This window comes from Streptomyces sparsogenes, from assembly GCF_001704635.1.
Lineage (GTDB): Bacteria > Actinomycetota > Actinomycetes > Streptomycetales > Streptomycetaceae > Streptomyces > Streptomyces sparsogenes.
In genome coordinates, this window is sequence record NZ_MAXF01000139.1 from 17,246 (window position 1) to 38,907 (window position 21,662).

Annotated in this window: 24 protein-coding genes; 14 read left to right on the forward strand and 10 right to left on the reverse strand. The window is 74.2% G+C overall.

Translation table 11 applies throughout. The features are described 5' to 3' along the window. The first annotated feature begins 33 nt into the window (after positions 1–33). Positions 34–1,539, forward strand: a complete 1,506-nt coding sequence (locus tag BBH68_RS29300) for a glutamate-cysteine ligase family protein (RefSeq protein WP_065966744.1) — start codon at positions 34–36, stop codon at positions 1,537–1,539. A 15-nt stretch (positions 1,540–1,554) separates the two neighbouring features. Here the strand turns inward: BBH68_RS29300 and BBH68_RS29305 are convergent, their stop codons facing one another. Continuing rightward, positions 1,555–3,390 (reverse strand): substrate-binding domain-containing protein, encoded by a 1,836-nt coding sequence (locus BBH68_RS29305; protein ID WP_065966745.1) that lies wholly within the window; start codon positions 3,388–3,390, stop codon positions 1,555–1,557. Between the two features lie 175 nt (positions 3,391–3,565). On the opposite strand from BBH68_RS29305, the gene BBH68_RS29310 reads away from it, so the two are divergent. Further along, on the forward strand, positions 3,566–4,345 hold the full coding sequence (locus BBH68_RS29310) for a CPBP family intramembrane glutamic endopeptidase (RefSeq protein WP_065966765.1): 780 nt from the start codon (positions 3,566–3,568) through the stop codon (positions 4,343–4,345). Positions 4,346–4,363: 18 nt separating this feature from the next. Here BBH68_RS29310 and BBH68_RS29315 read toward each other — a convergent pair whose 3' ends face one another. Further along, positions 4,364–5,191 carry a PhzF family phenazine biosynthesis protein gene (locus tag BBH68_RS29315; protein ID WP_065966766.1) on the reverse strand — a complete coding sequence of 276 codons (828 nt, stop codon included), beginning with the start codon at positions 5,189–5,191 and terminating at the stop codon, positions 4,364–4,366. A 61-nt stretch (positions 5,192–5,252) separates the two neighbouring features. Then, positions 5,253–5,681, reverse strand: coding sequence for a type II toxin-antitoxin system Rv0910 family toxin (locus BBH68_RS29320; RefSeq protein WP_065966746.1), 429 nt, complete (start codon positions 5,679–5,681; stop codon positions 5,253–5,255). Positions 5,682–5,884: 203 nt separating this feature from the next. Here BBH68_RS29320 and BBH68_RS29325 point away from each other — a divergent pair, with 203 nt between their 5' ends. Then, the gene (locus BBH68_RS29325) at positions 5,885–6,895 is read left to right on the forward strand and encodes an EamA family transporter (RefSeq protein ID WP_065966747.1); all 1,011 of its coding nucleotides are present in this window, start codon (positions 5,885–5,887) and stop codon (positions 6,893–6,895) included. Here the strand turns inward: BBH68_RS29325 and BBH68_RS29330 are convergent. Further along, a complete protein-coding gene (locus BBH68_RS29330; RefSeq protein WP_065966748.1) occupies positions 6,882–7,559 on the reverse strand; it encodes a pyridoxamine 5'-phosphate oxidase family protein in 678 nt (225 codons plus the stop codon). The two genes, BBH68_RS29325 and BBH68_RS29330, sit on opposite strands and share 14 nt — an antisense overlap. A 36-nt stretch (positions 7,560–7,595) precedes the next feature. Here BBH68_RS29330 and BBH68_RS29335 point away from each other — a divergent pair, with 36 nt between their 5' ends. After that, positions 7,596–8,927: an aminotransferase class I/II-fold pyridoxal phosphate-dependent enzyme gene (locus BBH68_RS29335; protein ID WP_076972089.1), complete on the forward strand. Its 1,332-nt coding sequence runs from the start codon at positions 7,596–7,598 to the stop codon at positions 8,925–8,927. A 13-nt stretch (positions 8,928–8,940) separates the two neighbouring features. On the opposite strand, the gene BBH68_RS29340 is transcribed toward BBH68_RS29335, so the two are convergent. After that, positions 8,941–9,915, reverse strand: a complete 975-nt coding sequence (locus BBH68_RS29340) for a DMT family transporter (protein WP_065966750.1) — start codon at positions 9,913–9,915, stop codon at positions 8,941–8,943. Between the two features lie 75 nt (positions 9,916–9,990). On the opposite strand from BBH68_RS29340, the gene BBH68_RS29345 reads away from it, so the two are divergent. Beyond that, entirely contained in the window at positions 9,991–10,899 is a 909-nt protein-coding gene (locus BBH68_RS29345; protein ID WP_065966751.1) for a LysR family transcriptional regulator, read from the forward strand. A gap of 54 nt (positions 10,900–10,953) precedes the next feature. On the opposite strand, the gene BBH68_RS29350 is transcribed toward BBH68_RS29345, so the two are convergent. After that, a complete protein-coding gene (locus tag BBH68_RS29350) occupies positions 10,954–11,424 on the reverse strand; it encodes a pyridoxamine 5'-phosphate oxidase family protein (RefSeq protein ID WP_065966752.1) in 471 nt (156 codons plus the stop codon). A 120-nt stretch (positions 11,425–11,544) separates the two neighbouring features. On the opposite strand from BBH68_RS29350, the gene BBH68_RS29355 reads away from it, so the two are divergent. Continuing rightward, positions 11,545–12,192 (forward strand): isochorismatase family protein, encoded by a 648-nt coding sequence (locus BBH68_RS29355; RefSeq protein WP_065966753.1) that lies wholly within the window; start codon positions 11,545–11,547, stop codon positions 12,190–12,192. A gap of 12 nt (positions 12,193–12,204) precedes the next feature. Here the strand turns inward: BBH68_RS29355 and BBH68_RS29360 are convergent, their stop codons facing one another. After that, a complete protein-coding gene (locus BBH68_RS29360; protein WP_065966754.1) occupies positions 12,205–12,642 on the reverse strand; it encodes a Rieske (2Fe-2S) protein in 438 nt (145 codons plus the stop codon). Positions 12,643–12,748: 106 nt separating this feature from the next. Here BBH68_RS29360 and BBH68_RS29365 point away from each other — a divergent pair, with 106 nt between their 5' ends. From BBH68_RS29365 to ung, 6 genes are all read left to right on the forward strand, one after another. After that, positions 12,749–13,582, forward strand: a complete 834-nt coding sequence (locus BBH68_RS29365; protein WP_065966755.1) for a HipA family kinase — start codon at positions 12,749–12,751, stop codon at positions 13,580–13,582. Then, entirely contained in the window at positions 13,579–13,974 is a 396-nt protein-coding gene (locus BBH68_RS29370) for a DUF3037 domain-containing protein (RefSeq protein WP_065966756.1), read from the forward strand. Before BBH68_RS29365 ends, BBH68_RS29370 begins: the two co-directional genes overlap by 4 nt. 174 nt (positions 13,975–14,148) lie before the next feature. Then, the gene (gene fabG / locus BBH68_RS29375) at positions 14,149–14,910 is read left to right on the forward strand and encodes a 3-oxoacyl-ACP reductase FabG (RefSeq protein ID WP_065966757.1); all 762 of its coding nucleotides are present in this window, start codon (positions 14,149–14,151) and stop codon (positions 14,908–14,910) included. Positions 14,911–14,927: 17 nt separating this feature from the next. Continuing rightward, the gene (locus BBH68_RS29380) at positions 14,928–15,689 is read left to right on the forward strand and encodes an SDR family oxidoreductase (RefSeq protein ID WP_065966758.1); all 762 of its coding nucleotides are present in this window, start codon (positions 14,928–14,930) and stop codon (positions 15,687–15,689) included. A 185-nt stretch (positions 15,690–15,874) separates the two neighbouring features. Continuing rightward, positions 15,875–16,849: an aldo/keto reductase gene (locus BBH68_RS29385; protein ID WP_065966759.1), complete on the forward strand. Its 975-nt coding sequence runs from the start codon at positions 15,875–15,877 to the stop codon at positions 16,847–16,849. Positions 16,850–16,925: 76 nt separating this feature from the next. Further along, complete coding sequence (gene ung, locus BBH68_RS29390; protein ID WP_065966767.1) at positions 16,926–17,606, forward strand: uracil-DNA glycosylase; 681 nt, start codon at positions 16,926–16,928, stop codon at positions 17,604–17,606. Between the two features lie 23 nt (positions 17,607–17,629). On the opposite strand, the gene BBH68_RS29395 is transcribed toward ung, so the two are convergent. Further along, positions 17,630–18,037: a DUF3224 domain-containing protein gene (locus BBH68_RS29395; protein WP_065966760.1), complete on the reverse strand. Its 408-nt coding sequence runs from the start codon at positions 18,035–18,037 to the stop codon at positions 17,630–17,632. Positions 18,038–18,152: 115 nt separating this feature from the next. Between BBH68_RS29395 and BBH68_RS29400 the strand changes: the two genes are divergently transcribed. Together BBH68_RS29400 and BBH68_RS29405 are read left to right on the forward strand one after the other, a co-directional pair. Further along, a complete protein-coding gene (locus BBH68_RS29400; protein ID WP_065966761.1) occupies positions 18,153–19,121 on the forward strand; it encodes a helix-turn-helix transcriptional regulator in 969 nt (322 codons plus the stop codon). Between the two features lie 94 nt (positions 19,122–19,215). Continuing rightward, positions 19,216–19,716 (forward strand): hypothetical protein, encoded by a 501-nt coding sequence (locus BBH68_RS29405; protein WP_065966762.1) that lies wholly within the window; start codon positions 19,216–19,218, stop codon positions 19,714–19,716. A gap of 49 nt (positions 19,717–19,765) precedes the next feature. Here the strand turns inward: BBH68_RS29405 and lnt are convergent, their stop codons facing one another. Both lnt and BBH68_RS29415 read right to left on the reverse strand, forming a co-directional pair. Further along, the gene (gene lnt, locus BBH68_RS29410) at positions 19,766–21,316 is read right to left on the reverse strand and encodes an apolipoprotein N-acyltransferase (protein ID WP_065966763.1); all 1,551 of its coding nucleotides are present in this window, start codon (positions 21,314–21,316) and stop codon (positions 19,766–19,768) included. A gap of 134 nt (positions 21,317–21,450) precedes the next feature. Continuing rightward, on the reverse strand, positions 21,451–21,662 hold a 212-nt coding region (locus BBH68_RS29415; protein WP_141713080.1), incomplete at its 5' end, for an ATP-binding protein.

The window sequence follows — 21,662 nt, forward strand, 5'->3', positions numbered from 1 at the left end:
GCGCCGCTGATCCACTTGAGGAAGGACGCTTCGATGGGGGACAAGGTCATAGCCGGGGAGTTCGATCCGTCCGGCCGGCAGCGGCAGCGCGCGAGGCTCCGGAAGGGCCTCGAGGCGCTGGCCCGGCTCCTGGCCGAGAAGCGATTCGACCGCCCGAAGAATCTCATGGGGCTGGAGATCGAGCTGAATCTCGCGGATGCCGACGGGATGCCGAGGATGATGAACACGGAGGTTCTGGAGAGAATCGCGAGCCATGATTTCCAGACCGAACTCGGGCAGTGCAATCTTGAAGTAAACATCGTGCCCCACCGTTTGTCCGGAAGGGTTCTCGACCAGTTGGCGGAAGAGCTCAGGACCGGGTTGTCATATGCCGATCGCAAAGCCGGAGAAGTGTCCTCCGAGATCGTTATGATCGGAATTCTCCCGACCCTCGCCGCACGCGACCTGGGATCCACCAACCTCTCCTACGACGACCGCTACAAACTCCTCAACGAACAGATGCTGGCCGCCCGCGGCGAGGATTTCCTGATCGACGTCGAGGGCGAGGAGCGGTTCCGCTACGCCTCCGGCTCGATCGCCCCCGAGGCCGCCTGCACCTCCGTCCAGCTGCATCTGCAGGTGACCCCCGGCCGCTTCGCGGCCGTGTGGAACGCGGCCCAGGCGGTGGCCGCCGCACAGATCGCGGTGGGCGCCAATTCCCCCTTCCTGTTCGGCCGCGAGGTGTGGCGCGAGTCCCGGCCGCCGCTGTTCCAGCAGGCCACCGACGTCCGTCCGCCGGAGTTCGCGGCCCAGGGCGTGCGCCCGCGGACCTGGTTCGGCGAGCGCTGGATCAATGACGCGTACGAGCTCTTCGAGGAGAACCTGCGCTTCTTCCCGCCGCTGCTGTCGACGTCGGAGGAAGAGGACCCGCTGCGCGTGCTGGACGAGGGCGGGGTCCCGCAGCTGCACGAGCTGGTGCTGCACAACGGCACGATCTACCGCTGGAACCGCCCCGTGTACGCGGTCGCCGACGGCGTGCCGCACCTGCGGGTGGAGAACCGGGTGCTGCCCGCCGGGCCCACCGTCAGCGACGTGATCGCCAACGCCGCCTTCTACTACGGCCTGGTGCGGGCGCTCGCCGAGGAGCCGCGCCCGATCTGGAAGCGGCTGCCCTTCGAGGCCGCGGCGGCCAACTTCGACACCGCCTGCCGCGACGGCATCGACGCCGTCCTGCGGTGGCCCAAGCCGGGCGGCCGTTCCTCCTCCACGGTGAACGTCCCCGCCGTCCGGCTCGTCCAGGAGGAGCTGCTGCCGCTGGCCGCCGCCGGGCTCGACGCGTGGGGCGTCGAGCCCGCGGACCGCGACCGCTACCTGGGGATCGTCGAGCAGCGCTGCCGGCGGAAGGTCAACGGCGCGTCCTGGCAGGTCGCCGCCTACCACGAGGCGCGGGAGAGGGGGCTCGACCGGGACGGCGCGCTGGCGGCCATGACCCGCCGCTACTGCGAGCTGATGCACATCGGCGACCCCGTCCACACCTGGCCGGCCGGCTGCTCCGGCTGACCGCGGGCCGGGGTCTCAGCGCGCGCTCCGCGCGCCGCCCGCCCGGCTCGCCGACACGATCGCCTCCAGGATCACGGCGTCGATCCGCGCCGGGTCGTCCACCCGCTGTGCCGTGCCGCCGGTCGCCTCGGCGACGGCCTCGCACGCGGACAGATCGGCGTCCGGCCCGACCGCGACGGCGATCAGCGGCACCGGGCGGGCCGGGTCGGCGAGCCGGTTCAGCTCCTCGACCAGCGCCTCGCGCCCGATGCCGCCCTCGTCCTGGTCGGATCCGTCGGTCAGCACCACCACCGCGTTGAACCTGCCCTCCGCATAGCCCTCCCGGGCCTTCCGGTACGCCGCCAGCGTCGTGTCGTACAGCCCCGTCGCCCCGCCCCGCACCGGCTCCAGGGCGCCGAAGGCGGCCGTCAGCGCGTCGCGCTGGGTGGAGCCGTCCGGGCCGCGCCGGCCCAGCCTCCGGGTGGGGACCAGCTCCCGGTGGTCCCGGGCCCCGTCGAGCCGCCTGGAGAACTCCCACAGCCCGATCTCGTCCTCCGCGGTGAACCGCGCCAGCGCCCGCAGCAGGGACGCCCTGGTGACATCCATCCGGGACTCCCCGCGCCGCCCGGGCACCGGGTCCGCCATGGACGCCGAGACGTCGACGACCGTGCTCAGCCGGGCGCTCTGCACGGTGATCGTCCACATGCCCAGCGCGGTGTCCAGTTCCGCGCCCGACGGCCCCGAGGCGGGGGCCACCCCGTAGGGCTGCGGAGCCCTGCCGCCCGCCGTACGCGTCACCGCCGCGACCGCCTCGCCTCCGGTCGGCCGGAAACCGTGCCCGGCGAGGATCCGCCGGCTGCCGCCCTCGGCCAGGAAGGTCAGGAAACGGGTGGCGGCGCGCGCCCGCGCGGTGGTGAGCGAGTCGTCGTTCAGGACCGTGTACGGGTAGTCGAGCCCGGCGGTGCCGTCCTCGGGGTAGAACAGCCGGAGCCGAGGGGCGCCCCCGGCCCGCGCGTTGTGGCGGTAGGCGGCCTGCTCGGACAGGATCAGGGCCTGATTGCGCCGCGGATTCCCCTCCTCCGCGCCCGAGTCGTCGCGCGGCAGCGTGGTCAGCGCCTGCTCGTCACTGTCGGAGGTCCGCTCGGCGAGGGATCTCGCGGTGGCGGCGGTCCGGGCCTCGGCCCCGCCGCCCTTCCCCGCGCCGCCGCCCTCCTCGGCCATCGACGCGTTGACGCGGGCCAGCGCGAGCAGCCCGGTGGCGCTGCGCGCCGGGTCCGCGGACCCCAGCCGCAGATCCTCGCCGCCGGTCGCCGCCGCGGCCAGCCGGGCCCAGCTGTACCTCTTCCCCGGCCAGCCGAGCCGCTCGGCGGCCGACGGCGTCGCGGCCACCGCCACCGGCGAGGAGGCCACACCGCCGAGCGTGTCCAGGGGGACGGAGGCGGTGGGGGAGGACGCCGCGCGGTCCACCCACAGGCTGGAGTCCGGCAGCCACACCTGGAAGCCCGGGTCCCGGCTGTCGTCGCCGAGCGCGCCGGCCACCTCGTACGACTCCCGGCTGGTGACCTTCACATCGAGGCAGCGGCCGTCGGACCGCACACCGGTGGCCCGGGCCCGCTCGGCGACCTCGCGCAGCGCCGGGGCGATGTCCGGGGAGGCGGCCACCCCGAGGCGCACGGAGTCGCTCGCGCAGGACGCCATCGGCGACAGCAACTCGCCGCGCAGCGCCAGCGCGGCACCGGTGGCCAGGACGAGCGCGAGCGCGGTGGAGATCGCGACGGTCCGGCGGCGCGCGGCGGACCCCGACCGTTTAGGGTCCTGCCGTGGTGAGTGCTCCGGACCGGCCGAGTCCTCGGGCAGGCTGTGGCGTCCCATGGGCTGCGTCTCCTGTGAAGATGAAGCTGTCAGGAGGGAGGCGCGCCAGGCGGACGGCGCCCTTCCCTGCCGGTCGCGCGTCTTCGGAACTCCTTTCGAGACCCTAGCGGCCCGGGACCACCGACGATGCGGAAAAGCGGAACTGGAGGCAGGGGTGCAGTCACACGCGCGCGACATGGAGCTTTCCCCGCCCGGGGGCAAGCTCTCGGAACGCGGCCTGCGGCATGAGACGCTGCTGGTACTGGCCTTGTCGCTCGGTGCGAGCGGTGTGTCGGCGCTGATCAGTTTCATCGGCTCGGTCACCGCGCCCGGCGGGCTGAAGGACAAGGCGGCCACGCTCAACGCCTCCCACGCGCCGGGCAGGCCCTGGCTCGACCTGGCCTGGCAGCTCTTCGGGATCGCCACCGCGCTGGTGCCGGTCGCGCTGGTGGCCCATCTGCTGCTGCGCGAGGGCGCCGGGCTGCGCGCCATCGGCTTCGACCGGCGGCGCCCGGTCTTCGACCTGAGCCGGGGCGCCGCGGTGGCCGCCGGGATAGGCGGCACGGGGCTGCTGCTCTATCTCGGGGCGCGGGCCGCCGGGGCCAATCTGACGGTGGTGCCCGAGGCCCTGCCCGACGTGTGGTGGAAGATCCCCGTGCTGATCGCCTCCGCCGTGCAGAACGCCGTGCTGGAGGAGGTGATCGTCGTCGGCTATCTGCTGCGCAGGCTCGGGCAGCTGGGCTGGACGCCGATGGCCGCGCTGGTGGCGAGCTCGGTGCTGCGCGGCTCGTACCACCTCTACCAGGGCATCGGCGGCTTCTTCGGCAATATGGCGATGGGCGTGGTGTTCGTCCTCCTCTACCGCCGCTGGGGCCGGGTCGGGCCGCTGGTCGCCGCGCACGCGCTGATCGACATCGTGGCCTTCGTCGGATACGCCGCGCTGGCGGGCCGGGTGGACTGGCTCCCCACGGCCTGACCGGCCTCCGGGAAGAAGCTACGCGAGCAACTCCCCCTCGATGACGGTGACCGCGGCGCCGGTCAGCAGCGTGCGGTCGCCGCGCAGCGCCGTACGGACCAGCCCGCCGCGGGCGGACGCCTGCAGTCCGGTCAGCTCGTCGCGGCCGAGGCGCGCGGACCAGAAGGGCGCGAGGGCGGTGTGCGCGCTGCCGGTCACCGGGTCCTCGCCGATGCCGCAGGCCGGGGCGAAGAAGCGCGAGACGAAGTCGTAGCCGCGGGCCGGGTCCTCGGCGGCCGCGGTCACGGCACAGCCCCGGGGGCCGGTCCGCGCGAGCGCGGTGAGGTCCGGGGCCAGCCTGTGCACGGCCGACTCGTCGGCCACCTCCACGACGAGGTAGTCGATGTACGGGCCGGCCTGGTGGACGGACCGGACCTCGGCGCCGAGCGCGCCGACGACGGCGCCGGCCGCGTCCTGGGCCACGTCGAGCGCGGTCAGCCGCGCGGTGGGGAAGTCCAGGGTGATCATGCCGCTGTCGCCGGCCGTCGCCGAGAGCACCCCGCTGAGAGTGGCGAAGCGGACCGTGCCGGTCGCGGCGCCCGTGGTGCCCAGCACATGGGCGGTGGCCAGGGTGGCGTGGCCGCACATCCGCGCCTCGGTGACCGGGGTGAACCAGCGCAGCGCCCAGTCGGCCTCCGCGCCCTCGGGCAGTGGGTGGGCGAACGCGGTCTCGGACAGGTTGACCTCGGCGGCGATCCGCTGCAGCCGGTCGTCCTCGGGGAAGGCGCCGGTGTCGAGGAGGACGACTCCGGCCGGGTTGCCGGCGAAGGGGCGGTCGGTGAAGGCGTCGACGATTCGGATGCGCATGGGGTGACCGTAGGGGCCGGCGGGCGCGCCGGCCATGGCCAATCGCGGCAGGGTGGACCCCTCAGGTGACCAGCCCGGCGAGCCTGCGCAGCGATTCGTTGAGGGCGGCGGCCGCCGAGTCCTTGAGCTTCCCGGACATGAGGGAGATCGCGGCGCCGGTGAACTCGCTGTCGGCGCGGACTGTCGTGGCGTCGCCGTCCGGGGTGAGGGAGTACCGCATGGCCAGGCTCACCCCCATGGGCCCCTTGCCCCGGGTGGCGAGCAGCCGGGCCGGCTCGCAGGCCTCGACGGTCCAGGCCACTTCGGCCGGAAACCCCATCAGCTTCATGTTCTCCTGGTAGACCGTCCCCACCTCGAGCGAGGCGGGGCCGCCCCCGGGGAAGCCGGTGTGCATGGCGTTCCACTGGCCGTACGAGGAGAAGTCCGTCAGCCCGGCCCACACCTTCTCGGGCGGTGCCTCGATGCGCGCCTGGGCGCTGACCTCGGCCATGGGACCACCCTTCCGCGGAATTCCGCGACGATCAGGTCGATGGGCTGGCACGCCGCGGCTCGGGTGCCCCGGCGGTGTCGCGCAACGTAGCCCCGGTGCCTCGAACATTCAATACTGACGGGTCGTCAGTTCCGGTCGGGCGGCGGGGTGCGCCAGCAGTCAACGACGTGACGGTCCTGTCGGCGAGCTGACATGATGACGCAATGCACGACACTCAGGGGCAGGGTCCGGGCCGGACGAGAAACGCGGGGCTGGGGCTCGCGCTCGTGTCGGCATGCGCGTTCGGCGGGTCGGGGGTGGCGGCCAAACCGCTGATCGAGGCGGGTCTGGAACCGCTCCACGTCACCTGGCTGCGGGTGGCGGGCGCCGCCCTCGTCATGCTCCCGGTCGCCTGGCGCCACCGGGACCTGCCCGCCCGCCGCCCCGCCCTGCTGGTGGGGTTCGGGCTGCTGGCCGTGGCGGGGGTGCAGGCCTGCTACTTCGGCGCGCTCTCCCGCATCCCGGTGGGTGTCGCGCTGCTCGTCGAATATCTGGCCCCCGCCCTGGTGCTCGGCTGGGTGCGGTTCGTCCAGCGGCGGCCGGTGAGCGGCGCCGCCGCGGTGGGGGTCGTCCTCGCGGTCGGCGGGCTGGCCTGTGTGGTGGAGGTCTGGTCGGGGCTGCGGTTCGACGCGGTGGGGCTGCTGCTCGCCCTGGCGGCCGCCTGCTGCCAGGTCGGCTACTTCGTCCTGTCCGACCACGGCAGCGACGGCGAGGACGCCGCGGATCCGCTGGGCGTCATCGCGCACGGGCTGCTGGTCGGCATGGTGGCGCTGACCGTCGTGGCGCGCCCGTGGGACCTGGACTGGTCGGTGCTGGCCGGCCGGGCCGACCTGGCGGGGGCGCGGGTGCCGGCTGTGCTGCTGCTCGGGTGGATCGTCCTGGTGGCGACGGTGGTCGCCTATCTCACCGGGGTCCTCTCGGTGCGCAGGCTGTCGCCGCAGGTGGCCGGGGTGGTGGCGTGCCTGGAGGCGGTCGTGGCGACCGTGCTGGCGTGGGTGCTGCTGAGCGAACACCTCTCGCTGCCGCAGGTGGTGGGCGGCGCGGTGGTGCTGGCCGGGGCGTTCATCGCGCAGACCTCGGCGCCGAAGGCGGCCGTGGCCGAGCCGGTGGCCGGATCGGCGCCCCTCGCCGCGGCCGAGGGCGCCGACCGGTCGGGCTTCGTCAGCGGCGGGTGAGGTAGGCGGGCACGGGCGTGTCGGCCGGCAGGTCGTCGGCGGGCACCGGCGCGCCGTAGGTGCGCGCGACCGGCAGTACGCCGCTCCAGTAGGGGAGCGCGAGGTCCTCGGGCTCGTCGTTCGGGCCGCCGGTGCGCACCTTCGCGGAGACCTCGGCGAGGTCCAGGACGAGGACGGCGGTGGCGGCGAGTTCCTTGGCGTTGGCCGGCCGGGAGTCGGCGGCCCGGCCGGGCACCACGTGGTCGACCAGGGCGTCGAGCGCGGCGGCGCGCTCGGTGGGGTCGGTCACCTGGCGGGCGGTGCCGTGCACCACCACCGAGCGGTAGTTGATGGAGTGGTGGAAGGCGGAGCGGGCCAGGACCAGCCCGTCGACATGGGTGACGGTCAGGCACACCGGCAGGCCGGGGTCCTCGGCGCCGCCCGCCATCCGCAGCGGGCGGGAGCCGGTCGAGCCGTGCACATACAGCCGCTCGCCCACCCGGCCGTACAGGGTCGGCAGGACCACGGGGGCGCCGTCGCGGACGAAGCCCAGATGGCAGACGTACCCCTCGTCGAGTATCGAGTGCACCAGCTCCCGGTCGTACGAGGCCCGCTCGCGGGACCGGGTGGGCACCGTCCGGTCGGTCGGCTGGTAGGCGTCCGGGGTGGCGCTCGCGACGGTCATTTGCCAACTCCTTTGAACTAGTGCAAAATCAACTTTGTGCTAGGAGAGTATCGGATCGAAGGGCGCCGCGCAGCCGAGATCGCCGCGAGTGTGGAGCGCGCGGTGGGCACCGGTGACCTGGACCCGGGCCAACTGCTGCCGCCCATGCGCGAGTTGGCGGCACAGCTGGGCGTCAATCCCAATACCGTCGCCGCCGCCTACCGCTCGCTGCGGGACCGGGGAGTGATCGAGACCGCGGGCCGCAGGGGCAGCCGGGTGCGCGAGCGCCCCGCCATCACCTCCCGCGAGCTGATCCGCGTCGAGGCTCCCGAGGGCGTACGGGACCTCGGGGACGGCAACCCCGACCCCGCCCTGCTGCCCCCGCTCGGCGCGGCGCTCGCCGCGGCCGCCGCGCGGGCCGCCGAGCACCCGGCGCTGTACGGCACCCCCGAGGTCTCCCCGGAACTCGCCCGGGCGGCCCGCACCGCCCTCGACGCGGACGGGGTGCCGGACGGCCCCGTCGCCGTCACCTCCGGATCGCTGGACGCGATCGAGCGGGTGCTCGCCGCCCACCTGAGGCCCGGCGACGCGGTCGCGGTCGAGGACCCGGGCTGGGGCAGCCTGCTCGACCTGGTCCCCGCGCTGGGGCTGCGCCCCGTCCCCGTCGCGCTCGACGACGACGGGCCGCTGCCGGACCGGGTCGAGGAAGCGCTGGGCAAGGGGGCGCGGGCGCTGATCGTGACCTGCCGGGCGCAGAACCCGACCGGCGCCTCGGTGAGCGCCGCGCGCGCCCGCGATCTGCGCGCGGTGCTGGACCGCCATCCGGACACGCTGCTGATCGAGGACGACCACGGCCACGGCATCGTGGACCTGCCGCCGCACCCGCTGGCGGGGGGCACGGAGCACTGGGCGCTGGTCCGCTCCGCGGCCAAGGCGTACGGGCCCGATCTGCGCATCGCCCAGCTCACCGGTGACCGGGTCACCGTGGACCGGGTGCGCGGCCGGCAGCGGCTGGGCCCCGGCTGGGTCAGCCATCTGCTGCAGGACGCGCTGACGCATCTGTGGCGCACCGGCGCGGTGGACCCCGCGGCGGTCGCCGCCTCGTACGGCGCGCGGCGCGCGGCGCTGGTGCGGGCGCTGGGCGAGCGCGGGATCGCCGCCCATGGCCGGAGCGGGATGAACGTATGGGTGCCGGTCCCCGACGAGACGGGCGCCGTCGCCCGGCTGCTGCAGTCCGGCTGGGCGGTCGCGCCCGGGGCGCGGTTCCGGATCGCCTCGCCGCCCGGGGTGCGGCTGACCGTGTCCGCGCTGGCCATGGACGACATCGGTCCCCTCGCCGACGCGCTGGCGTCGGCGAGGGGACCGGCCCCGGCGGGGCGCTATGGCTGAGCCGCCCCGGCCGTCAGGCGCGCGGCGCCCGGGCGCGGGGCCGCTTCTGGGTCAGCGCCGCGCCCGCCAGCACGATCAGCGCGCCGACCGGAGTGTTCCAGGTGAGGTGCTCGCCGAGGATCGCCACGCCCGCCGCGGTCGCGATGACCGGGACGAAGTACGTCACCATCATGGCGGTGGTCGGGCCGACCTCCTCGACCAGGCCGTACTGCACCAGGAAGGCGAAGCCGGTGCCGAGCGCGCCCAGCGCGACCACGGACAGCAGCGGCAGCACCGGGAAGGAGCCGGGCGCCGGGGCGAACAGCGGGGCGACGACGGCCAGCTGGGCGGTGCCCATCAGCAACTGGGCGCCCGACATCGCCAGGTGGGAGCGGCCGACGCCGCTCAGGGTGCGCCGCACGTACTGCCAGCCCACCGCGTAGCTGAGCGAGGCGGCCAGCGCCATCGCGGTGCCCGCCGGGTCCTGGCCGGAGAAGCCCTGCCAGACCCCGAGCACGACCAGCACCCCGGCGAAGCCGATGCCCAGACCCGCGACGCGCCGCCGGGTCGGCCGGTCGTCGGAGGCGGCCACCACGGCGAGCACCATGCCCCACAGCGGGGAGGTCGCGTTGCAGATGCCGGCCAGGGTGGAGGGGATGGTCAGCTCGGCGTACGCGAACAGCGAGAACGGCAGGGCGTTGAGGAAGAAGGCCGCCACCGACAGATGGCCCCAGACCCGGGCGCCACGCGGCAGCCGCTCCCGCTTCACCACCAGGACCGCCATCAGGACGGCGGTGCCGAAGAGCATGCGGCCCAGCGTGACGTACAGCGGTGCGAACGCCTCGGTGCCGACCTTGATGAACAGAAAGCTGAAGCCCCAGATCAGCGAGAGCGCGCCGAACCGGATCCGCCAGTCCAGAAGCGGGCCGCGGGCGGAGGCGGTGTCGGCTGTGGCGTCGGGCGTGTCGGCCCTGGTGGCGGGGGTGCGGGAGGCGGTCGCTGTGCTCATGGCCCTCACTGTGGCGCCTTCTGACCTCTTAGGACAAGCGAGAATTTCTGCGCGCTATCGCGTAGTATCGCTTATGTGTTGAGCCTGGATCGCCTCCGTACGCTGTATGCCGTGTCCCGCCATGGATCCGTGAGCGGCGCAGCCGAAGGGCTGCACGTGACGACCTCCGCCGTCTCGCAGCAACTCGCCAAGCTGGAGCGCGAGACCGGGCAGCAACTGCTCGCCAAGAACGGGCGCGGGGTGCGCCTGACCGACGCCGGGCGGCTGCTCGCCGACCACGCCGCCCGCATCCTCTCCCAGGTCGAGCTCGCCCAGTCCGACCTGGAGGCGCAGCGCGGCCAGGCGGTCGGCGAGCTCCTGATGGGCGCCTTCCCCACCGCCGTGCGCGGCATCTTCCCCGCCGCCCTCTCCAGGCTGCGCGTCGAGCACCCGCAGCTGCGGGCCGGGCTGCAGGAGATGGAGCCCGACGAGTCGGTGCCCGCGGTGGTCCGCGGCGACATCGACCTCGCCGTCGTCGTGGACTGGTACAATAAGCCGCTGCCGATGCCCGACGGGCTGGTCAAGGCGCCGCTGCTGGACGACCCGGTGGACGTGGCGATGCCCGCCGACCACCCGCTGGCCGACCGGGAGACGGTGGACCCGGAGGAGTTCGCGAACGACGAGTGGATCTCCTGGCCCAAGGGAGGCTTCTGCTTCGACTGGCTGATGATCACCCTGCGCGGCAAGGGCGTGGAGCCGCGCATCTCCCACACCGCGCGGGAGCACCACACCCAGCTCGCGCTGATCGCGGCCGGGCTCGGCGTGGCCGTGGTGCCCCGGCTGGGCCGCGGCGCGGTGCCCGAGGGGGTGCGGGTGGTGCCGGTGCGCCACCACACCATGCGGCGCCATGTCTACGCCGTCTGGCGCCAGGACGCCGACCGCAGGCCCTCGATCCGGGCGGCCGTCGACGTCCTGCGCGAGGTGGGCAAGCGGACCGGCGGCTGAGCCGCGGGCCGCGGCGCCGCGCCGACCCTGCCGCCGCGCCGCCGCGCGGATCCGTCAGCCCGGGAGACCGAGCTTGCGGAAGTCCCAGGAGCTGATCGTCTCGGGCGTCAGGCGCAGCCACGCGTGGCGGCCGTCGTACGGCATGGCGGACAGCCCGAAGTACTTGGCCGCGAACAGCCGCTCGGGCGTGTCGAGCTCGGGACACGGCTCGCCGGTGCGCGGAGCCTCACCGACGACCTCCACCGCGCCGGTCAGCTCCACGCCGCGCAGCTCCCCGTAGTCGTGCCCGTCGTCGATCACCACGGCGACCCGCGGGTCCCGCAGCAGCTGCGCCCAGCGGCGGCTGCGGGTGAGGGAGTACAGCCACAGCGAGCCGCCGTGCCAGCCGAACCACAGGGGGCTGACATGCGGCCGCCCGTCCGCGGCCACCGTCGCCACCCGGCAGGTGCGCCGCTCGGCGAGGTAGGAGTCCAGCTCTTCTGGGGTCATCATGGCGCGGCGGCCCCGCCGCTGGGTGACGGCCATCGGTCCCGGCACCTCCCGGTGACTGGTGTGTGGCGCACAGGATGGGGTCTCTTCCCTCCGAAGGCAATGGCCGCTACCGTCGCGCGGCCACAGAGGCCGCGCCGCCCGCAGGAGGCCACCATGCCGCCGTACGACCGCCAGACCCTGCCCGAGCCGCTCGATCCCGCGACCTGCGCGCTGCTCACCGTGGAGTGTCAGCGCGGCGTGGTCGGCCCGCGTGGCGCCCTGCCCGAACTGGCCGCCGCGGCCCGCGACTCCGGGGCCCTCGACGCGGTCGCGCGGCTGGTGTCGGCCGCGCACGACACGCCCGTACAGGTCCTGCACGCGGTGGCCGAGCGGCGCGCCGACGGGCGCGGCTCGGGGCGCAACGCCCGGCTGTTCCGGGCCGCCGAGCGGCTGCCGGTCCAGCAGCTCACCGGCAGCGAGGCGGTACGGATCGCCGAGCCGATCCCGGTCGCGCCCGAGGACCTGATCGTGCGGCGGCTGCACGGCCTGTCGCCGCTCGCCGGGACCGACGTGGACGCGCTGCTGCGCAATCTGGGCTGCCGCACCCTCGTCATCGCCGGCGTGTCGGCCAATGTGGCGATCCCCAACGCGGTCTTCGACGCGGTCAACCTCGGCTACACGGCCGTGGTCCCCGCCGACGCCATCGCCGGGGTGCCCGCCGACTACACCCCGGCGATGGTCCGCCACACCCTCGCGCTCGTCGCCACGGTCACCACGGCCGACGAGGTCGTCGCCGGCTGGCGCCGGGCCCGGGCGCGGTGAGGCCCGCGGCCGTCAGGCCATCGAGATGGTGCCGCCCTTGACCTCGATCTCGGCGCCGGGCAGCGGCTTGGGCGACGGGCCGGCCTGCACGCTGCCGTCGGTGATGGAGAACTTGCTCCCGTGGAACGGGCAGTTGATCGTGCCGCCGGAGACGTCCCCGACCGGATTCCCCGCGTGCGGACACACCGACGAGAACGCCTTGAACTCGCCCGCCTTGGGCTGGGTCACCACGATCTGGTGGTCCTTGAAGACCTTCCCGCCGCCCTCGGGGATGTCGCTGGTCTTCGCCAGCTCCATGCCCTTGCCCCCGCCGCCCTGCGACGGCGCCGCGGAGCTCGAGTCGTCACCGCCCCCGCACGCCGTGAGCGCGGCCGCAAGACCGGCCGCTCCGGCCGCGGTGAGAAAGCAGCGGCGGGTGGTAGCCCGCCCGGTGGTCGCCGGTTCCGCCATGGTGGTGCCTCCTGATGAGCCTACGTTTCCCCAGACGATACGTGCGCGGCACCCCGGGCGTTCAGCCGCCACGAAATGCGCTTGCAGCGCTCAATAAGCTGGGCGGATGCTCCCTGAAGTCACCGCCACCCGGTATGTCACCCCGCTGCGCGAAGGCGGATCGCTGCCCGGCATCGTCGAGGCCGACGACCTCGGCACCTACGTCATGAAGTTCATCGGCGCCGGACAGGGCCGCAAGACCCTGGTCGCCGAGGTGATCTGCGGACAGCTGGGCCGCCGCCTGGGGCTGCGCGTCCCGGACCTGGTGCGGATCCAGCTCGACCCGGTGATCGGCCTGGGCGAGCCGGACGAGGAGGTCCAGGACCTGCTCAAGGCCAGCGGCGGCCTCAACCTCGGCATGGACTACCTCCCCGGCTCGCTCGGCTTCGACCCGCTGGCCTTCGAGGTGGGCCCCGCCGAGGCCGGGCACGTGGTGTGGTTCGACGCGCTCATCGGCAACGTCGACAGGTCCTGGCGCAACCCGAACATGCTGGTCTGGCACGGCAAGCTGTGGCTCATCGACCACGGCGCGACGATGATCTGGCACCACAGCTGGCGCGGCGCCCAGGCGGTGGCCGCCAAGCCCTACGACGCCTCCGACCACGCCCTCGCGCCCTTCGCCCCGGACATCGAGGCGGCCGCGGAGGCGCTGGCGCCGCGGATCACCGAGGAGCTGCTGACCGAGGTCGCGGCCGACGTCCCCGACGAGTGGCTGACCGACGAGCCCGGCTTCGACGGCCCGGACGCGGTGCGCCGCCGCTATGTCGAGCTGCTGTTGGAGCGCGCCGCTACGATCAGCGACCGGATCACCTTCGGCGGGCAGCGCCCGCCGAAGGAGGACGGGCCGTCCCGGGCTCCGGAGTGGCTGCGGATCTGGGTCGAGGGAAAGGCGTCGGAGTGAACGGGCGGCACAGCGGTCGCGAGGTCTTCGAGTACGCGCTGCTGCGCGTGGTCCCCAGGGTCGAGCGCGGCGAGCAGATCAACGCGGGCGTCGTCGTGTACTGCCGGGCGCAGTCCTTCGTGGCGGCCCGCACCCACCTGGACGAGGCCAGGCTGCTCGCGCTGGACCCCGACGCGGACGTGGCGGGCGTACGGGCGGCGCTCGCCGCGGTGGAGAACGTGTGCGGCGGCGGGGAGCGGGCCGGACAGGCCGCGGGCGACGACCCGGGGCGCCGCTTCCGCTGGCTGGTCGCCCCCCGCTCCACGGTGGTCCAGCCGGGCCCGGTCCACACCGGCCTGACCGCCGACGCCGAGGCGGAGACCGAGCGCCTGCTGGACCTCCTGGTGCGCTGAGGGGGCCTTGGGCAGGCTCGGCTCGCCTCAGGGCGCGCGCCGAGCGCGTAAGGGCGTCCGGTCGTTGACACCGCGTGGTGGGGCTTCTAGCGTCTCGTCTGCTGAAGCGACTAAGCGGTCGCTCACCGTCTTCTCGTCCGGGCGGTGAGTCCCACCGAGGCGAGGAGAACCCGCATGTCCACCACCGAGCAGCGCGTCGCCGTCGTGACGGGCGCCGCCCGCGGCATCGGCGCGGCCACCGCCGTGCGCCTGGCGCGGGAGGGCCGCGCCGTCGCCGTGCTCGACCTCGACGAGGCGTCCTGCGCGGACACCGTGAAGAAGATCACCGACGCGGGCGGCACCGCCATCGCCGTGGGCTGCGACGTGTCGGACGCGGCCCAGGTGGAGACCGCGGTCGGGCGTGTCGCCGAAGAGCTCGGCGCGCCGGTGATCCTGGTCAACAACGCCGGGGTGCTCCGCGACAACCTGCTGTTCAAGATGAGCGACAGCGACTGGGACACCGTCATCGGCGTCCACCTGCGGGGCGCGTTCCTGATGTCGCGCGCCTGTCAGAAGTACATGGTGGACGCGGAGTTCGGCCGGATCGTCAACCTCTCCAGCAGCTCCGCCCTCGGCAACCGCGGCCAGGTCAACTACTCGGCGGCCAAGGCCGGGCTGCAGGGCTTCACCAAGACCCTGGCCATCGAGCTGGGCAAGTTCGGCGTCACCGCCAACGCCGTCGCGCCCGGCTTCATCGCCACCGACATGACCGCCGCCACGGCCGAGCGCGTCGGCATGGATTTCGAGGAGTTCCAGGAGGCCGCGGCGGGCCAGATCCCGGTGCGCCGCGTCGGGCGGCCCGACGACATCGCGAACGCCATCGCCTTCTTCACCGGTGACGCGGCCGGATTCGTCTCCGGCCAGGTCCTGTACGTGGCCGGCGGCCCGCTCAACTGACGGGGGACACGGACCACATGACCACGGGAACGTCGGACAGCGGCCGCGCCGCGCTCGTCACGGGCGCCAGCCGCGGCATCGGATACGGCATCGCCGAGGCGCTGGTGGCGCGCGGCGACCGGGTGTGCATCACCGGGCGCAACGAGGACGCCCTCAAGGAGGCCGTCGAGCGGCTCGGCTCCGACCGGGTGATCGCCGTGGCCGGAAAGGCCCATGACGAGGCGCACCAGGCGGTCGCCGTCGAGCGGGCGATGGAGGCGTTCGGGCGGCTGGACTTCCTGATCAACAACGCGGGCACCAACCCGGTGTTCGGGCCGATCGCCGACCTCGACCTGGGCGTGCTGCGCAAGGTCTTCGAGACCAACGTCGTCTCGGCGCTCGGCTTCGCCCAGCAGGCCTGGAAGGCGTGGCAGAAGGACAACGGCGGGGCGGTGGTCAACATAGCCTCGGTCGCCGGCCTCTCCACCTCGCCCTTCATAGCGGCGTACGGGGTGAGCAAGGCCGCCATGATCAACCTCACCGCGCAGCTCGCCCGCGAGTTCGCGCCCGGCGTGCGGGTCAACGCCATCGCCCCCGCGGTGGTGAAGACCAAGTTCGCGGCCGCGCTGTACGAGGGGCGGGAGGAGGAGGCCGCGGCGGCCTACCCGCTGGGGCGGCTGGGCGTGCCCGAGGACATCGGCGGCGTCGCCGCGTTCCTCACCTCCGACCACGCGGCCTGGATCACCGGGCAGACGCTGGTGGTGGACGGCGGCATCTTCCTGAAGGCCGGAGTGGACTGAACTCCGGCGGCCGCCCGAGCCCCCGGAGCGGACGAAGCGGCGGGATCCGGCCGCGCCCGGCCGGATTCCGCCACCGCCGGTGGCGGGGGGCTTGCCTTCGCGTGCACTCCAACGAGCACAGTCCCGGGTGTCGGATCCGACCGGGTCCGGCACCCGGGACTTCGTGGTGAGGAGAGGTGCGTACCATGCGCTATCTGAGACTGGCGGGCGGCGGCGGACCCGAGGTGAGCGCCCTGTGCCTGGGCATTCTGCCGTTCGGCAGCACGGTCGACGAGGAGACGTCCTTGGCCGTCCTCGACCGGTTCGCCGAGGCGGGCGGGACGTTCGTCGACACCGCCAACAACTACTCGATCTGGGCGCCGGGCGGCACCGGTGACGAGAGCGAGGAACTGCTCGGCCGCTGGATGCGCAGCCGCGGCCGGCGCGACAGTACCGTCGTCGCCACCAAGGTCGGCGCCCGGCCCGACCCCGCGCGGGGCGCCGAGTGGCCCGCCAACTGGGAGGGCCTCGGCGCCGACACCGTGCGGGCCGGTATCGAGGGCAGCCTGCGGCGGCTGGGCACCGACCGCGTCGACCTGTACTACGCGCACATCGAGGACGCCACGGTGCCGATGGAGGAGACCGTCGGCGCTTTCGCCGGGCTGGTCGAGGAGGGCACCGTGGGGATCCTCGGCTGCAGCAACCACGCCTCCTGGGCGGTGGCCGCGGCGCGGCAGTACGCCGCCGACCGGGGCCTGGCCCGCTACGCTTGCGTCCAGCAGCGCTACACCTACCTCCAGCCGCGGCCCGGGGCCGGCTTCGGCACCCAGGGCCCCCGGGGCTACGCGGGGACCGACCTCCTCGACTACATCGGCACCCAGGAGGACATGACGCTGCTGGCGTACGGCTCGCTGATCCACGGCGCGTACACCCGCGCCGACAAGCGCGTCCTGGAGCAGTACGACCACCCGGGCACCGAGCGGCGGCTGAGGGTGCTGCGCGAGGTGGCGAGGGAGACCGGCGCCACCGCCAACCAGGTGGTGCTCGCCTGGCTCATCGGGGCGCGCAAGCCGGCGATCCCGGTGCTCGGGGTGAGTTCCGTGGCCCAGCTCGAGGAGGCGCTGGGCGCGGTCGACCTGGAGCTCGACGACGGGCTGCGGGCGAAGCTGGATGCCGCCTGAGCCGTTGTCGGTGGCCGCCGGTAGGTTCTGAGGCACGTCAAGGGATCGAACACCGGAGGTTTTTGACGTGACCGACATGCTGCCCGAGTCCTGGCGCGGCGTCCTCGGCGAGGAGCTGGACAAGCCCTACTTCAAGGAGCTCACCGAGTTCGTCGAGGAGGAGCGGGCCAAGGGTCCCGTCTACCCGCCGCGCGAGGAGGTGTTCGCCGCCCTCGACGCCACGCCGTACGACCAGGTGAAGGTGTTGATCCTCGGGCAGGACCCGTACCACGGCGAGGGCCAGGGACACGGACTGTGCTTCTCCGTGCGCCCCGGCGTCAGGATCCCGCCGTCGCTGCGGAACATCTACAAGGAGATGAAGGAGGAGCTGGGCCACCCGATCCCGGACAACGGCTATCTGATGCCGTGGGCCCGGCAGGGCGTGCTGCTGCTCAACGCGGTGCTGACGGTCCGGGGCGGCGAGGCCAACTCCCACAAGAGCAAGGGGTGGGAGAAGTTCACCGACGCGGTGATCCGCGCCGTGGCCTCCCGCCCCGACCCGGCCGTCTTCGTGCTGTGGGGCAACTACGCCCAGAAGAAGCTGCCGCTGATCGACGAGGAGCGGCACGCCGTGGTCAAGGGCGCGCACCCCTCGCCGCTCTCGGCGAAGAAGTTCTTCGGCTCGCGCCCCTTCACCCAGATCGACGAGGCGGTCAAGGCCCAGGGGCACACGCCCATCGACTGGCGGATCCCGAACCTGGGCGCCCAGGCGGGGTGACCGTCCTCAGCGGGTGATCCGCGTCAGCCCAGGTCGTACTCGAAGCTGTACGGGGTGGTGGGCCGGCCGGCCATGGCGACGAAGCCGCCCTTGCCGGTGAGCCCCGCCAGCTCGCCGGTGCCGGAGCCGGGCACCACCTCCAGCGAGCAGCGGATCTCGCCGTCCTCGCCGAAGCTGCCGTGCTGCACGAGGACGAAGCTGCCGGTGCGCCCGCCGAGGGTGCCGGTCACCAGTTCGTAGCCGGTGCAGACGCCCGTCTTGTCGGTGAAGTAGGTGATCGCGTACTCGCAGGTGGTGCGCTCCGCCTCCAGGGTCCCGGAGAAGCTGTTGGTGACCGTGGCGCGGGCCAGCCTGGTGCCGTCACCGGCCTCGCCGACGTTGGTCTCGTCCCAGTTGGCGAAGGTGAACGTGCCGGTGGCGTGCGTGGTCATACGGTGTCCTTCCGATGGTTCCGAGGGCTTCGCGCGCTCCCTGCCGCGCGGCCCGAGGAGCACTCTGCCCGCCGTACCTGACATCTCTTGTCAGGTACGGCGGCACAATGGGGCCATGCGCGCCGACCGCCTCCTCTCGCTGCTCCTGCTGCTCCAGAACCGGGGGCGGATGACCGCCCCGGAGCTCGCCGCGGAGCTGGAGGTCTCGGTCCGCACGGTCTACCGCGACATCGAGGCGCTCGGCGCGTCCGGCATCCCGATCTACGCCGACCGCGGCCCGGCCGGCGGCTACCGGCTGCTCGACGGCTACCGCACCCGGCTGACCGGGCTCACCGGCGACGAGGCCGACTCCCTCTTCCTGGCCGGAATGCCGGGCCCGGCCACCCAGCTGGGCCTGGGCGCCGATCTGGCCACCGCCCAGCTCAAGCTGCGGGCCGCGCTCCCGGCGGAGCTGGGGGAGCGGTCCCGGCGCATCCAGGAGCGCTTCCACCTGGACGCGCCCGGCTGGTTCCACGACGCCGAGGAGGTCCCCCACCTCGGCGCCGTCGCCGAGGCGGTGTGGCGGACGCGGATCCTGCGGGTGCGCTACCGCCGCTGGCGCGGCGAGGTGGAGCGGGACCTCCACCCGCTGGGCCTCGTCCTCAAGGGCGGCATCTGGTACCTGGTGGCCCGCGTGGAGAGCGTGCGCACCTACCGGGTGTCGCGGATCCTCTCCGCCGAGGTCCTGGAGCAGACCTTCGAGCGGCCCACCGGCTTCGACCTGGCCGCCTACTGGGAGGAGTCCTCCCGGAAGCTGGAGGAGATGCGCTTCCAGGGCGAGGCCGAACTGCTGCTCACCCCGCGCGGACTGCGGCTGCTCCCGATGAAGTTCGGCGCGGCCGGCGCCGCGGCGGCCGCCGCCGCGAGCCCGCCCGACGACCGGGGCCGGGTGCGGGTCGTGCTGCCCGTGGAGTCCCTGCCCGTCGCGACCCACGACCTGCTGTGGCTGGGCGCCGAAGCCGACGTGCTCGGCCCGCCCGAGCTGCGCGACGCGGTCGCGCGCACCGTCACCGAACTGGCGCAGCGCTACGCCCCACCGGGCTGAGCACATGAGCGCGCTGCCCGCGATCGCCGCCCGCCGGGGCTACTTTCGAAGGCGGAACGGTGCGGGAACAGTGGGAGGCCGGCGGGAGGCCGCGATGGCGGGAGCACGGCGCAGGGCGTCCGAGGACGACGCGGTGCCGACCAGGATCGGGCAGGCGGTCATGCTGCACCGCGGCGGCGACCGGGAAGAGGCGCGCAACCGGCTGAGCGAGCTGTGGCGCGAACTCCACCAGGGCGGGGCCGGCGGCGACCCCTTCCACCGCTGCGCCCTCGCCCACTACCTCGCCGACACCCAGGACGACCCGGCCGACGAGCTGAGGTGGGACCTGCTGGCGCTCGCCGCGGCCGACCGGATCGCCGACGCCGACCGCCGCCCCGCCGCCGGCGAGGTGCGCGCCTTCTACCCCAGCCTCCACCTCAACCTCGCCGCCGACTACGCGAAGCTCGGCCGGCCGGAAGCCGCCCGCGGCCAGCTCGCCCTGGCGCGGGCCAGCGCCCGCGGGCTCGTCGAGGGCCCGTACGGCGACGGCGTCCGCGCCGCGATCCACCGGCTCGCGCTGCGGCTGGACGCGGCGGAGGGGGACCCGCCGGGGTGAGGCCGCCGGAGCGGCGCTCGCGGCGGTGGGCCGCCGCGGTGGTGGGCCGTCAAGGACGCGCCGCGGCACCGGAGCCCCGCCGGCGCCTGAGCGCCCCCGCGCCCTCGGCCGCGCCGAAGGCGGCGAGCGCGGCCAGCGACCCGTACACCGTCCACGGCCCGGTCCGCACATACGGGCTGGTGCCCCGGCCCAGCGGCACCTGATAGACCCTGACCGCGCTCGTGTCGGTGCCCATCCGGCCGCCCACCGGCTCGCCGCGCGGCCCGAACACCGCGCTCACCCCGGACAGCGTCGCGTGCACCATCGGCCGCCAGGTCTCCGCCGCGCGCAGGGCGGCCAGCGAGGCGTGCTGGGCGGGCGCCCAGCTGTGCTGGAACGTGGAGGTCGCGGACTGCACGACCAGCAACTGCGCCCCGTCCCGCACCAGATTGCGGCTCATGTCGGGGAAGGCGGACTCGAAGCAGACCAGCGGCCCGATCCGCAGGCCGTCCGGCAGCCGCATCACCACCCGCTCCGTGCCCCGCCTGCGGTCCTCGCCCGCGGCCTTGCCCACCGAGGTGGCCCAGCCCAGCAGCGACCGGGCCGGGATGTACTCGCCGAACGGCACCAGCCGCATCTTGTCGTACCGCTCGCCGGTGGGGCCGTGCGGTCCCACCAGGACCGAACTCTTGTAGATCCCCGGCCGGTCGCTGCGCCGCGCGTCCACATTGACCAGCAGGTCCGCGCCGACCAGCCGGGACAGCGCGGCCAGCCGCCTGCTGAGGTCCGGCCGCGCGGCCAGGTCCTGGCCGACGCTGCTCTCGCCCCACACCACCAGATCCAGGTCCCGGCCGGCCAGCTGCCGGGTCAGCCGCTCGCCGCGGTCGAAGCGCTGCCCGGGCACGTCGATCACCCCCGGCTGCACCACCGCGATCCGCACCGTGCCGGCCCGCCCCGGCCCCGGTGCCCAGCCCCACACCCCGGCGCCCGCCGCGATGCACACCGTGAGGGCGGCCAGCGCCACCCGGCGCGCCCCGGCCACCGCGATCAGCAGGGCGAGCGCGACATTGACCACCACGAGGAGAAAGCTGACCAGCCACACCCCGCCCACCGACGCCAGCCGCAGCGCGGGCGGCACCTGCCACTGGCTCGCGCCGAGCAGGCCCCACGGCCCGCCCAGGTACTGCCAGGACCGTACGAGCTCGGCGAGCAGCCACGCGGAGGGGAGCAGCACCAGGGCCGCCGCCGCCCGGGCCGGTCCGGGCCGGCCGTGCAGCAGCCGGCGCACCAGCCAGCCCCACGGCACCCACACCAGCCCGAGCAGCGCCGCGAGCACCACGATGAACACATGCAGGCTGGGCATCAGCCAGTGGTGCACCGCGAGCAGGAAGCCCGCCCCGCCCAGCCAGCCGTCCAGGGCCGCCCGCCGCCCGGTGGGGGCCGAGCGGGCCAGCAGGATCCAGGGCACCAGGGCGGCGTACGCCAGCCACCACAGCGACGGCTCCGGGAACGCCAGCGCGGGCAGCGCCCCGGCCCCGAGCGCCACGGCGCCGCGGGTCCACGGGGAGGCGAGCCCGTCCCGCCGCCGGCCGGTCCGCCGGCCGCCGTGGCCGAACGACATCCGCACGCCGTGCCCCCTCCCCGCACCTGGCCCCGTCGGGCCCGATCCCGGTGGGCCGGACCTCGCCGGCCCCGACGTCCAGTGTGCGGGAGGGACACGATCACGAACAGGGCGCGGGCGCGCCGGGGTGCGCCTCATGCCGCGGCCGGGAGGTCCTGCTCGGCCCAGATCAGCTTGCCGCCCTCGGTGTAGCGGGTGCCCCACCGGCGGGTCAGCTGCGCGACGAGGAACAGGCCGCGGCCGCCCTCGTCGGTGGTGCGGGCGTGGCGCAGCCGTGGCGAGGTGTTGCTGCCGTCGGCGACCTCGCAGATCAGCACGTCGTGCCGGATCAGGCGCAGCCGGATCG